11 protein-coding genes are annotated in these 12,360 nt (G+C 57.4%); 2 read left to right on the plus strand and 9 right to left on the minus strand.

Annotated elements, in window-relative coordinates:
- Window positions 1–219 precede the first annotated feature (219 nt).
- The gene (locus tag ACM6IR_RS07465) at window positions 220–2,079 is read left to right on the plus strand and encodes an ABC transporter ATP-binding protein (RefSeq protein ID WP_414907100.1); all 1,860 of its coding nucleotides are present in this window, start codon (window positions 220–222) and stop codon (window positions 2,077–2,079) included.
- Window positions 2,080–2,171: 92 nt separating this feature from the next.
- On the opposite strand, the gene ACM6IR_RS07470 is transcribed toward ACM6IR_RS07465, so the two are convergent.
- From ACM6IR_RS07470 to ACM6IR_RS07505, 8 genes are all read right to left on the minus strand, one after another.
- Window positions 2,172–3,503, minus strand: a complete 1,332-nt coding sequence (locus ACM6IR_RS07470) for an LLM class flavin-dependent oxidoreductase (RefSeq protein ID WP_414907101.1) — start codon at window positions 3,501–3,503, stop codon at window positions 2,172–2,174.
- Between the two features lie 63 nt (window positions 3,504–3,566).
- Complete coding sequence (locus ACM6IR_RS07475; protein ID WP_123367948.1) at window positions 3,567–4,331, minus strand: ABC transporter ATP-binding protein; 765 nt, start codon at window positions 4,329–4,331, stop codon at window positions 3,567–3,569.
- A 25-nt stretch (window positions 4,332–4,356) separates the two neighbouring features.
- The gene (locus ACM6IR_RS07480; protein WP_414907102.1) at window positions 4,357–5,142 is read right to left on the minus strand and encodes an ABC transporter permease; all 786 of its coding nucleotides are present in this window, start codon (window positions 5,140–5,142) and stop codon (window positions 4,357–4,359) included.
- Window positions 5,139–6,044 carry an ABC transporter permease gene (locus ACM6IR_RS07485; RefSeq protein WP_414907103.1) on the minus strand — a complete coding sequence of 302 codons (906 nt, stop codon included), beginning with the start codon at window positions 6,042–6,044 and terminating at the stop codon, window positions 5,139–5,141. The genes ACM6IR_RS07480 and ACM6IR_RS07485 overlap by 4 nt, the downstream gene beginning before the upstream one ends.
- Before the next feature lie 4 nt (window positions 6,045–6,048).
- Window positions 6,049–7,158, minus strand: coding sequence for an ABC transporter substrate-binding protein (locus tag ACM6IR_RS07490; protein WP_414907104.1), 1,110 nt, complete (start codon window positions 7,156–7,158; stop codon window positions 6,049–6,051).
- Window positions 7,159–7,193: 35 nt separating this feature from the next.
- A complete protein-coding gene (locus tag ACM6IR_RS07495; RefSeq protein ID WP_414907105.1) occupies window positions 7,194–8,105 on the minus strand; it encodes a TauD/TfdA dioxygenase family protein in 912 nt (303 codons plus the stop codon).
- A gap of 559 nt (window positions 8,106–8,664) precedes the next feature.
- Window positions 8,665–9,030, minus strand: coding sequence for a DoxX family protein (locus tag ACM6IR_RS07500; RefSeq protein ID WP_414907106.1), 366 nt, complete (start codon window positions 9,028–9,030; stop codon window positions 8,665–8,667).
- Between the two features lie 158 nt (window positions 9,031–9,188).
- Window positions 9,189–10,070 (minus strand): NmrA family NAD(P)-binding protein, encoded by an 882-nt coding sequence (locus tag ACM6IR_RS07505; RefSeq protein ID WP_414907107.1) that lies wholly within the window; start codon window positions 10,068–10,070, stop codon window positions 9,189–9,191.
- 224 nt (window positions 10,071–10,294) lie between these two features.
- On the opposite strand from ACM6IR_RS07505, the gene ACM6IR_RS07510 reads away from it, so the two are divergent.
- Entirely contained in the window at window positions 10,295–10,756 is a 462-nt protein-coding gene (locus ACM6IR_RS07510) for a winged helix-turn-helix transcriptional regulator (protein ID WP_414907108.1), read from the plus strand.
- A 112-nt stretch (window positions 10,757–10,868) separates the two neighbouring features.
- On the opposite strand, the gene ACM6IR_RS07515 is transcribed toward ACM6IR_RS07510, so the two are convergent.
- The gene (locus ACM6IR_RS07515) at window positions 10,869–12,116 is read right to left on the minus strand and encodes an IS110 family transposase (protein WP_414907109.1); all 1,248 of its coding nucleotides are present in this window, start codon (window positions 12,114–12,116) and stop codon (window positions 10,869–10,871) included.
- Between the last annotated feature and the right edge of the window lie 244 nt (window positions 12,117–12,360).

A 12,360-nucleotide genomic window follows, 5' to 3' on the forward strand; every position in this document is an offset into this window, starting at 1 on the left:
TTGTAATATCGTCACATATCTGAGAATCCGGCCTTAACCTGTCGTGCCTTCTGTTCAGATATTGGTGTCAGGCAAATCCAGATCAGGTCTTTTCGCATATCAAGGCCGGAAAAGAGCCACCATCACAATTTTAGGATTGGCAGGATACCCGCCAACTCTAACCCTCAAAGCAACCTTTAAATGGCAGAATCCCCTTAACTTGTTGTTTCGGAGACCACCATGCTTCGCGCATTTGAACAAAGACTCGACCCCTTCCCGCCCGACGAGGTACCACCGCCACCCGAAGGCCTGGCTCGGTTCCTTTGGGCGTGCACACGGGGCGCCCGCGGCTATATTCTCGCGTTTGCGCTGCTCAGTGCCGGTGTGTCGATCTACGAAGCCTGGCTGTTTTCTTTCCTCGGTCAGGTCGTGGATCTGCTCTCGACCTGGCAAGCTGGTGGTGATGCGGCTGCGCAGGAAAGTCGCGTGTTGTGGGGCATGGGCATCGTAATGGTGGCCAGCATCGGGCTGGTGGCGTTGCGTACCATGGTGCAGCACCAGATATTGGCGATCAATCTGCCGTTGCGGCTGCGTTGGGATTTCCACCGCCTGATGCTGCGGCAAAGCCTTTCATTCTTTTCCGATGAGTTCTCCGGCCGGGTCACCACCAAGGTGATGCAGACTGCGCTGGCCGTGCGCGACGTGCTGTTCACCCTTATCGAGATCGCACCCGGAATCGGGGTGTATTTCATCGCGATCATCGCACTGGCCGGCGGCTTCGCACTGAAACTGATGCTGCCTTTCGTTGCCTGGATCGTGTTGTTCGGGCTGGCCATGCTCTACTTCGTGCCCCGCTTGGGGAAAGTCGGACAGGAACAGGCCCATGCGCGCTCCTCAATGACGGGACGTATCTCAGACGCCTACACCAACATCACGACAGTGAAACTGTTCTCCCATTCCAATCGTGAAGCGCACTTCGCGCGCGCGGCCATGGAGGATTTCAAGCAGACCGGTTTTCGCCAGATGCGCCTGGTCAGCCAATTCGAGATCGTCAACCAGGCGTTGGTGGTGGCGTTGATCATGGCAGCCGGCGGTTATGCACTTTGGCTGTGGCACCTGGGCGAAGTCGGCACAGGTGCCGTGGCGGCGATTACCGCCATGGCGTTGCGTATCAACGGCATGTCGCACTGGATCATGTGGCAAATGACCTCGCTGTTCGAGAGCATCGGCACCGTGCAGGATGGCATGACAACCCTGACCCGCGGCCCCAAGGTGCAGGACGCGCCGGACGCGGGCGTGCTGGTGACCTCCGGCGGGGCAGTAACCTTCGATAACGTGCGCTTCAACTACAATGGCGAACGCCAGGTGCTCGATGGCCTGAGCCTGAACATTCGTCCGGGCGAAAAAATCGGCCTGGTAGGCCGCTCCGGCGCGGGCAAATCCACGCTCATCAACTTGCTGCTGCGCTTCTATGATGTCGACAGCGGGCAGATTCGCATTGACGGGCAAGACATTGCGCACGTGACACAAGACAGCCTGCGCAGCGCCATCGGCATGGTCACCCAGGATACTTCCCTGCTGCACCGCTCCATTCGCGACAACATCGCCTACGGCCGACCCGATGCAAGCGACGCACAAATCCGCAGTGCCGCGGCCAGTGCCCAGGCCGATGAGTTCATCAGCCAACTGAGCGACCGGCAAGGCCACACCGGCTACGACACCTTGGTGGGCGAGCGCGGCATCAAGCTTTCGGGCGGCCAGCGCCAGCGCGTCGCGATTGCCCGAGTGATGCTCAAGAACGCCCCGATCCTACTACTTGACGAGGCTACCAGCGCGCTGGATTCGGAAGTCGAAGTGGCGATTCAGGAAAGCCTCGATGAAATGATGAAGGGCAAAACCGTCATCGCCATCGCCCATCGGCTGTCCACGATTGCGGCGATGGATCGACTTATTGTCATGGATGATGGGCGCATTAACGAACAGGGCACCCACACCGAATTACTCGCCAGGAACGGCATCTATGCGCGGCTGTGGCACCATCAGAGTGGCGGGTTCCTGGGTGAGGACCGGGGGGTGACCGAGGTGATGGATCAGGTATGAGCGTGAACGGCCCGGGATGATCTGCAAGCGGCTGCTTTGAGTCCGGTTGCAGCCAGGCCGTCCTGGTCTGCGCAAGACTATCTGCTCCTCGCTCAGGCGGACTTCAGGGAAAAACGCGAATCCGGGCGATTCAAGCCGTAATGCTCGCGCAGGGTACTGCCCGAATATTCACTGCGGAACAGGCCACGCTTTCGCAGTATCGGCAGCACTTCATCGAGGAACACTTCAAAACCTTCGGGGAACGCTGGCGGCATCACGTTGAAACCATCGGCGGCACCACTGCGGAACCACTGCTCGATCAAGTCTGCAATCCGCACCGGCGTACCTACCGGCACCCAATGCCCACGAGCACCCGCCAGGCGATTGATCAGTTGGCGCAGCGTCGGTTTCTCGCGGTCGACAATGTCGATGATCAATTTGAAACGGCTTGACTGGCTTTCACTGCTGTCGAAGTTGATCAGGTGGCGCGGGAACGGTGCATCCAGATCGTGCCCGGTCAGGTCGACCCCCAACAGGCGGCGTAGCTGACCTAACGAGATGTGCGGCAGCACCAGTTCGTTGAGCTCGTCGAACTTGCGCTGGGCTTCGGCTTCGGTGCTACCGATGTAGGGGCTGATGCCCGGGAGAATTTTCAGCTGGCGAGGATCGCGCCCCGCCGCCTTCGCTCGAGCACGGATATCGTTGGCGAATTCGGTCGCGCTTTGCAGGGTCTGGTGCGCGGTGAAAATCGCTTCGGCATGCCTGGAAGCGAAATCACGGCCATCTTCAGAAGACCCCGCCTGCACCTGCACCGGCCGCCCCTGTGGCGAGCGCGGAGAGTTGAATGGGCCCTTTACTTTGTAGTGGGTACCTACGTGGTTGATCGCATGCACCTTGTCACCATCGGCAAACACTCCGGAAGTCTTGTCCAGCACCAGCGCATCGTCCTCCCAGCTGTCCCACAGGTCACCGACCACCTGCACGAATTCTTCGGCCTGAGCGTAGCGGTCAGACGCCGAGGGATGTTTATCCAGACCAAAATTGGCGGCTGCAGCGGCCATGGAAGTGGTTACGATGTTCCAGCCGGCGCGCCCCTTGCTGAGGTGGTCCAGCGCGCTGAATGAGCGGGCCAGATTGTAGGGTTCGCTGTAGGTCGTGCTGGCCGTGGCGATCAGTCCTATGCGTTGGGTCACTGCGGCAATCGCTGCCAGCCAGGTGATGGGTTCGAAACGAATGCGCAAACCCTCATGCCCGCTTTCAGCCAGTGAAGGAGAATCCGCGAAGAAAATCGCATCAAGTTTCTCGTGTTCAGCACGCAGTGCCAGTTGCTGGTAATAGCCGATATCCATGGAGGATTCCGGCACCGATTGTGGGTGACGCCAGGCCGCTTCGTGATGGCCGTTCGGATAGATAAATAGGTTGAGGCTGAGCTGGCGTTCGGACATTTCCCGTTCCCTGAAAAAATTGAGTTTGAAAAAAAAATTGCGCACGGCGTCAGGCGCAGCGTCTCAGTGCAGCTCGGCAAAATCGCTCAGCACATCGTCGCGCAGGGCAATGAAGCGGCTGTCACTGCGGTTGCGTGAACGCGGCAAGTCGATGTCGAGGATGCGCCGGATGCGGCCGGGGTTGGGCTGCATCACCACCACGCGGTCCCCCAGGAATACCGCCTCATCAACATCGTGCGTGACCAGGATCATGGTGATTTTTTCCTTGACCCAGATGTTTTGCAGCTCGCCCTGTAGGCGCGCACGGGTCAAGGCATCGAGGGCACCCAGCGGTTCATCGAGTAGCAGCACGCTCGGGCGATTGACCAACCCGCGGGCTATGGCCACGCGTTGCGCCATGCCGCCGGATATCTGATGAGGGTAGGCATCGATAAAGTCTTGCAGGCCGACCAGCTCAATGTGCTCGCGCACGGTGTCGCGTTTCTGCCCAGCGCTCAGGGGTGAATTCTTGAGGCCGACAGCGACGTTCTGTTCCACATTGAGCCAGGGGAACAAGCGGTGGTCCTGAAATACGATGCCACGTTCCAGGCCAGTGCCTTCGATGGGTTTGCCATCCAGCAGGATGCGCCCGTCATATTCTTCGTCCAGTCCAAGAATCAGTCGCAGCAGCGTGGATTTGCCGCAGCCGCTGGCACCGACGATGCTGATGAACTCCCCGGGAGCGATGTCGAGGTGGATGTTGTCGAGTACTTGCAATTGAGTCGAACTGCCCGGTCGGGAAGCGAAACGCTTGCTGATGTTTTCGAGGGTCAGGCTGTTGTTGAGCATGTTGCAATCCTTTTGAAAGTGCCAATCAACGAGGAGCGATGCCGTACAGGCGCTGCATTCGCCGCTCAAGTGTCCGGGCCAATGCGTTGAGGCCCCAGCCCACCAGGCCGATAACCACCATTCCAAATAACACCAGGTCCATCATGAAATGTTCGCTGCCATCAATCAGCGTGTTGCCGATCCCCTCCCCCGATACCAGCAGGTATTCGGCACCGATGGTTGCCAGCCAGGAATAGACCAGCGCCAGGTAAATCCCCGTAAAAATCGACGGCAAGGCAGCGGGAAGCATGACCCCGACGATGGTTTGCCAACGGGTGAAGCCGTAGACCCGCGCCACTTCCAACAGGTTGGGTGGGACATTGCGTAAACCGTCGCAGGTATTCACCACCACCGGCACCAGCGCTGCCAGTGACAGGAACACGACCTTGGCCACATCGCCCAGGCCGAACCACACCGAGATCAACGGGATCCAGGCGAACAGAGAAATTTGCTTGAAGGTATTGAAACTCGGACCTACCAGACGTTGGAAATACCACGACAGGCCCAGCAGGCAACCCAATACCAGGCCAAGCGTGGTGCCGATAAAAAAGCCACTGAGGTTACGCGCCAGGCTGGCAGAAATGGCCCGCCAGAACTTGCCCGAGGCAATTTGATCCCAGGCCGTGGTGGCGACTTTTTCCGGCGAAACGAGCAAGCCCGATTGGCTCCAGCCCTGGCTCGAAGCCAGCCACCACACGGTAATGGCGGCAATTGGCAAGACCCATCCGCGATATCGACGGTTACGGCTACCGACTGAGATAATCGCACTCATGACAGTCGTCCCCCGGCAGTTGGCCGACCCCGACTCAAGCGTTGTTCCAGGTAGTCGAAACCGCGATCTATCAATAGGCCGAGAGCACCGACCACCACAACGGCCGCCATCACCAGGTCCAGTTGAAACAGCTGGCGCCCATAGACAATCAGGTAACCCAGGCCCTCACTCGATGCCACCAACTCAACCACTACCAGCGATAACCAGGCTTTGGTGAAGCCCAGACGCAAACCCGTGAACAGCGTCGGGATGGCCGCCGGCAAGACGATGGAGGTGACGCTTTGCCGACGACTGAAGCCGTAGGCCCGACCGACTTCCAACAGCCCTTTGGGCGCCTGGTGGAAAGCCTGCAACGTACACAGAGTGATCGGCACCATGGCCGCCTTGGCAATCAGCACATACTTGAGCGTCTCGCCGATGCCGAACAGCAGCAAGGCAAACGGCAACCAGCCCAGTACCGGTATTTGCACCAGCGCGTTGAAGGTGGGTAAAAGATAATCCTCTACCGTTCTGGAAAGGCCCATGGCCAAGCCCAGCGCTATGCCGACGAATGCACCCAACGCAAATCCGACGACCACCCGTTGCAAGCTGGCGGAGGCGTTAAGCCAAAGGTCACCAGAGGTGATCAGGTCCGACAAGGTTTGATAAACGTAGCCTGGCGGTGGCAGCACCTGCTCTGAAAGCCAACCGCGTTCCACCCCCAGGTACCATAAGCCGAGCAACACCAGCGGCAACAGCCAGGGCAAGGCTTTATCACCCGGATTGAAGGTCCAGGCTGACGTGCGCAGCACCTCTACCTTGCGAACTGAACGGGCCGGTGACGGTGGCAAGCGTTTGACGTTGTCGCTCGGTAATGCCGGCGTCGCGTACGGCGCTACTCTGACGGTCTGTGCCCTGGCCATTTGCCTAGCTCCCTTGCTTGCTGGTCGCTGCCGCTACTGCATTGCCAGCCGGCTGTTTGCCGTCCGGGCCGTAGGGCGTCCAGTAGTTTTCAAGCCCCTTGGTTTTCAGGGATTTTTGCAAGTAGCTGGTCTCGAACCAGCCATCGATACTGACGGGGCGACGGATGAGTTTTTCTTCCTTGGCCTGGTCCGCCACGGCCTGATAGCGGCCAAGCAGAAAGTTGTCGACCAGAGGCGAGGCTCTGTCCCTGAGGCTTACGCCGGTAAAGTCGGCGCGTAGTGATTCTGCGGGTTCATTACTCTTGGCCCATTCAGTAAAGACAGCATCACGATGGCTGACATCCGATGTCCATTTCGCCGCATCCACCAGCGTATCGACAACCTTTTGCACGTTGTCCGGATGTTCTTTCTCATAGGTACCCCGAACCACCAGTGCAGTCTGCCGGGTGTAGCGCACTTCCTGGGTGGGATTGTCATAAACGATGTCGATCAGTCCTTGATCGCGAAGCTTGAACAATTCGCGGCCGCCGAATGCGGCATCCACTCCATTGGATACCAAGGCTGCCTGAGTGCTTCCGGTATCGAGGTTGATTACCTTGATATCGCGCTCGGTCAGACCATGCGCCGCCAAAAGATTGATCGTCACCAGATGGCCGTTGGTTCCACGAAAAACCGCCACCTTTTTACCTTTCAGATCTTCGATGCTTTTGACCTCGGAGCCCTTGGGAACTGCCAGGTAAAGGTTGGCACGCACACCCAGCGCGGCCAGCAGTTTGGTGTCCAGCCCATTGGAGCGCCCGACGACTGCGGGCAGATCGCCCTGGTAGGCGAAATCCAGTTGCTGGTTCGATAAGGCTTCGTTTACCGCGGGGCCAGCCCCCTTGAAAAAGAACCATTGCACCTCGGTACCGGTTCCAGCGAAGGCCTTTTCCAGCAGTTGCTGATTGCGCACGATGCCCAAGGTCGAGCCACTGAACGTTACCGGGTCACCTCCGCCGGCCGTTGCTACACCAATGCGCAATACATCGGCCTGAGCCAGGGGTATTGCAAGCAGCGCTGCCAGTACTGCAGCGAGGCGGCCTTTGCGAAACAGGGGGATACCTTTGAGTTCCATATAGAAACCTTCCTTGTGTCGATGAGACTCGTTTGTTAAGCAGCGAGGTGTTTTTTATCGGCTTCGGTTTTCGGCGAACGGGTATCCGGGCTTGGCTTGAGTGCTTGGCTCAATCGACCGTCAACGCCAACTGGCACGTCACCGTCAATGGTGGTTCGGCGCACGATTCGTTGGGCATCGCCATAGTCGTTGATCGCGATGTGCTGCGTGGCGCGGTTGTCCCAGATCACCACGTCGCCCTCCTGCCAGCGCCAGCGCACGGTGTTGTCGACATGGGTAATACGATCGTGGAACAAGCGAATAAGTTGTTTCGAATCGCTATGGCTGACGCCCTGAATCTGTTTGACAAAGTGCCCCAACAATAAACTTCTTTCGCCCGACTCTGGGTGCACTCTCACCAAAGGGTGTTCGGTCTCATAGACTTCGGCAGTAAACTGTTCGCGATAACGCCTGATACCCGACTCGTCAGTATTACGTGGCGCCGCATAGTCATATAAGTTGGTGTGCAACGCACGCAAACTGTCTGCCAGTTGTTTTAATGGCTCGGGCAAGTCGTTGTAAGCCGCTGCGGTATTGGCCCACACCGTGTCACCGCCATACGGTGGAATAACCACACCGCGCAAGATTGAAATCTTCGGATAGTTAGCAACAAAGGTCACGTCGGTGTGCCAGGAATTGGCTCGAGTCTCCTTGGAGTCCAGGTGCAGGATGGCGGCACTTTGCTCGGCGGAACGTACGGTCGGATGCGGTACCTGATCACCGAAACGCCGGGAAAAAGCTTCGTGTTCGGCGTCATCCAGATGCTGGTCGCGAAAGAACAGCACTTTATATTTCAGCAGCGCCTGGTTAATAAGTTCGAATTGCTCAGCACTGATGTTTCCACCCAGTTTCACACCTTCCAATTGCGCACCAATTCGACCGGCAACGGGTTTGATTTTAATTGTCATCGAGCCACTTCCTGTCTCACGAGTAGTTGTAGAACCAATCATAAAGACATAAAAGCAGCTCTGACTAATCACCATTTATTCTAAAGATAGAAGATCGAGCCTATAACTAATCCACTCTAAAAATGAGTGAACAGCTATAAGTGACTGGTTATTAGCTCATAACTCTTTAGTTGGATATTGGAGCGAACATTGGCCAATAGCGGAAACGGCGTACACGAACGGGTACGTGCAAACTCGCTCCAACCGCTCGGGTCGGTCCGAGTGATCTGTCGACAGCCCCATCCTGAAAGACGCGTATCACTCCAGTACGGCGTTCAACACGCAGGGCCGCCCCGATCGCCACTGCCCACAAATGCATCATGGCGATGCAAGGCTTGTGATCGTCCTTCACCGGAACGATGACGTGACGACAGCTTTCTAAAATCGATTGTAGCCCTTCGCGACAGGCAGCAATCGGCCAAACCTGCCAATCGGAATGTCCATCAAGTTGCCCGAGAGCGGCCGTTGGAGGCTTGCTTTTAGGGTGCTGGTGACAGCGCGCGAAAGGCAGATTCCGGCGTCAGCTCGGTTCGGCTGACGCCATCCGCTTGCGCCAGCTCATCCAGCCGACCACAAGTGACAATGTCGCCACGACGAGTGGTGGCACAGCGTGCCCATATTCGCCGTGGATGATAACAGTCGCGAGGGCGGCAAACATGACGGTGCAGCCGAGCGCCGAGCCTAACAGGCGACTAGGCGCCCGGAAAAGCAGAATGGCAGCAGTGAGTTCCAGCGATCCGGTCACGAAATGGAACCAGCGCGGGTACCCCCATTTCAGGTATTCCTCATAGATAGGTCCTGGGGCGAAAAAATTGCTGAGTGAACCCACGACGAAGAAAGCGGCAAGCGCTAAGGGTAAGACTTGGCGCCAAGAAATTTTAGACATTTGTCCGACCTTGGATTATGAGTTTGCTGCCGAGGAATGGTGTGACTGCCTGACCGACAAGCTGGCTGATTCCCAACGAATACCGCAGCTGGAAAAGGTGATCTACGACGAATTTCTGAGTAGGTTCCAAAAGTCGTATCCCACCCCTGATCAGCGGATCATCGGACCGACGCCGTAGCGGCTTTCTGGGCCGCAGCAAAGACATCGCGGGCGGACGTCGCGCCCGGGACGTGCAACGTACCCTCGACCCCGAGGTCCATCCAGCCCGAGTTGACAGCGTCAAACATCGCTTCGGCCGGCCCCGTCTGGCCCTTCGGAATGCCCAGTTGCTCGAACGCCGACGGCCACCCAGCCCGCGGGATGGCAAAAGCTTTGACGTCGACCTTCAAGACTTCACCCAGTTGTGTGGCAACTTCATCCGCACTGACCATTGAACCGAGCTCGATGACCCGATGCTTCAGCCAAGCCGGCCCGGTCAGAAGCGCTGCGATCTCGGCGCCGATATCATTTGTCGCGACCATGGTCGATTTCCGATCTGTCGGGTTGTAGTAGACCGGGAGCGTGCCACCCTGGGCAACATGTAAGCCGTAGAGGAAGTTTTCAAAAAAACCGCCGGCGCGCACATAGGCGATCGGCAATTTCAGGTCGCGAAATCCTTGCTCCAGAAGCGACAGGGCCGTGATCATCCCCAGCCCGCTGGTTTTGTTCGCACCCATTGATGAGAGTGCTACCACCCGCGGCGGTTCTGCCTGGGCAAGCGCACCGACGTAGTTTGCAATCACAGCCTTCGCTTCTTTGTAATCAGGCGAAGGTGCCCATTCAGCTGGCAACATGACAAACGCGCCTTCGACATCTCTAAGCGCCATCTCAATGGCTGCCGAATCATTCCAGTCGCCGTCTACCAGTTGCACGCCTTCATCGACCCACTTCGCCGCCTTTCCACGATTTCGGACGAGCGCGCGTACTTCTTTGCCTTGCGCTAACAGATGTTTTGCCGTGGCGCCGCCAACTTTCCCCGTAATTCCCATGACTAAAAACATGAACGGTCTCCTGATCTTTAGGATTTTTGTACGTAAGGGCCAACTAACAGGCAGGCATTCCTGCCGATACGCTTTAGTTGGAGTAAGTGATTTCAAACCCTCGCCCGACATAGAGACTCCGTGGTCGAGAGACTTATTACTTGGGGTAGGTCTACTATAGAGACCGCTGCCGCGTGCCGTAAGGAGGCAGTTTTTAGTAACCAGCAGATTTCGAGGAACTGCGCATGAGCAACGCATTGAGGGCGATCGAAAGATTTAGAAAATATCCATTAGGCGAGTCCCAATCCGTGCACTGCCCGGTTCGAGACGTGCTCGACCGTATTGGCGACAAATGGAGCATGCTCATGATCATGGCTCTCGCGATGCGGCCGCACCGCTTCAGCGAGCTTCACCGCGCTGTCCATGACATTTCCAAGCGCATGCTCACCCAGACCTTGCGCGATTTGGAGCGCGATGGACTGATCACCCGCCATGTCTTTCCGACCAAGCCGCCGGGCGTTGAATATCGGTTGGCCCCACTGGGCCAATCGCTGCTGGAACCGATGGCGAGCCTCATCGATTGGGCGGATCGTTGCTATGGCGACATCCATGCCGCACGCGCCCGCTTTGACGGCACGCCCAGTGATGCCCCACGCCAGGATTTTCCTGCTCGATCGGAGGTGCCGCCTGACAGCGCGAACCGATAAGGGTGACCAACTCAAGCCGGCACGCTGTTCACTCCCTTCCAGTCCCCGTAGCTGAAAGCAGGGCATCCCAAAAGCAGACGCTCGCGACCGCCCGCATCACGCCCTGAGGAAGTCAACCTAAATCGAGGTTCTTCAGGAGCGGTGAACCACGTTTCCTCAAGGCATTCAAATAGGTGGTTTCATCGTAGGGCGTCCTGGTCTGCCAGCACCGATACAGAATCCGAATCCACTTAAACGCGAGTGCGCGTACAGCAGCCTGATAGGTGCTCCCTTTGGCGCGTTGCTGCCGGTAGAAAGCTCGCGCCCAAAAGGATTTATTGATGGTCTGACCCGCCCATTCCACGAAGGTCTGACGAAGGAACGTTGGACATTGCCAGCGCCAATGCACCCAGCTCTTCTTACCACTCCGTTCCGTCACCGGGGCTATGCCGGAGTACTTTTGCAGCTCGTCCGCGCCATGGAAACGCTCACGTTGCTCTCCGAAGGCTGCGAGTAAGCGTGGCGCTAGATGCGGGCCTGCGCCCGGCAAGCCACGAAACAATGCGTAATCCGGTAGTGCAGAAGCGACCCGCTCGATTTCCTTATCGAAGCGATCGACCACCGTGAGGACGGTGCGTAGCTGCTCCACCAACGCGAGGGCGTGTAAGCGGCAAAGCTCGATAATGCCGGCATCTTCTGTGAGCGCAGATGCCGCACGGATCGACGCCAAACGCGCCTCGATCAATGTGGCGCGACGCCCGTTGTGGGCATAAAAGAACGCCTCAAGCGTGGTTTTACGCACCCGTTTGGCTGACAGGAGTGTCGGCCAGCGAGTGAGGAAATCGCAAAACAACAGAGTGTCTCGCTGCTCGAACCATTCCAGTGCCTGCGGGTAATATTGCTTGAGGGTGTTGCATAAACGGTTGGTAAAACGCGTCTTGTCGTTGACCAGGTCCCGGCGCTGTTCGATCAGACTAAGCAGCGAGCGCATGGCCACACTCTGCGGCCTGAGCGCGGTGAACCGTTCAGGATGGCGAAGCAGTAGATCGAGTGCTAACTCCGCATCGGTGGGATCATCCTTGGCGCGACTCGGCTTGAACGCCACGCGATATTTGGCAAGCGTCGAGGGATTGATCGGGAACAGCACAAAAAAATCATACTTCAGCAGGGCCGACACAATAGGCCCTTTGGCCAACTCCAGAGCTACAGCGATAGGGCCACCGAAGCGCATGGCCCATTCATCAATGCGATCAATCTGGTGCGGAATACAGTCAAGCTGGCGATGATCGTCATCCCCAGCCTGTAGGCAAATATTATGATTGATATCTGCCCAATCGATGCCAACATAGGCTGTGAAGTGCTGACTCAAGGACGCTGTCACGTGAACCTCCGCAAGCGATAAAATAACTGCTAGGGACATGCATGCTTGCGTTCAGCGAAGGCAATATAGTTCGCCGGTGCGACGGCGAACCCTGAGTATTCGTTATCGAGCGCAAGCGCACCTGCAGACTCGAAACTAAAGCGGCGAACGTCATGCGTTTGGGTCGATTTATTCGTAGTCTACAGGTGCATGTTCCACCCTCGCTGACAGCTACCTGCCAACCGTTTCCAGTATCGGTGAAGGC

Source organism: Pseudomonas sp. IT-P253 (genome assembly GCF_949768125.1).
Taxonomy (GTDB): domain Bacteria; phylum Pseudomonadota; class Gammaproteobacteria; order Pseudomonadales; family Pseudomonadaceae; genus Aquipseudomonas.

Coding starts and splice junctions, on each gene's coding strand:
- ACM6IR_RS07465 (WP_414907100.1), top strand. CDS start 220: ATGCTTCGCGCATTTGAACAAAGACTCGACCCCTTCCCGCCCGACGAG.
- ACM6IR_RS07470 (WP_414907101.1), bottom strand. CDS start 3,503: ATGTCCGAACGCCAGCTCAGCCTCAACCTATTTATCTATCCGAACGGC.
- ACM6IR_RS07475 (WP_123367948.1), bottom strand. CDS start 4,331: ATGCTCAACAACAGCCTGACCCTCGAAAACATCAGCAAGCGTTTCGCT.
- ACM6IR_RS07480 (WP_414907102.1), bottom strand. CDS start 5,142: ATGAGTGCGATTATCTCAGTCGGTAGCCGTAACCGTCGATATCGCGGA.
- ACM6IR_RS07485 (WP_414907103.1), bottom strand. CDS start 6,044: ATGGCCAGGGCACAGACCGTCAGAGTAGCGCCGTACGCGACGCCGGCA.
- ACM6IR_RS07490 (WP_414907104.1), bottom strand. CDS start 7,158: ATGGAACTCAAAGGTATCCCCCTGTTTCGCAAAGGCCGCCTCGCTGCA.
- ACM6IR_RS07495 (WP_414907105.1), bottom strand. CDS start 8,105: ATGACAATTAAAATCAAACCCGTTGCCGGTCGAATTGGTGCGCAATTG.
- ACM6IR_RS07500 (WP_414907106.1), bottom strand. CDS start 9,030: ATGTCTAAAATTTCTTGGCGCCAAGTCTTACCCTTAGCGCTTGCCGCT.
- ACM6IR_RS07505 (WP_414907107.1), bottom strand. CDS start 10,070: ATGTTTTTAGTCATGGGAATTACGGGGAAAGTTGGCGGCGCCACGGCA.
- ACM6IR_RS07510 (WP_414907108.1), top strand. CDS start 10,295: ATGAGCAACGCATTGAGGGCGATCGAAAGATTTAGAAAATATCCATTA.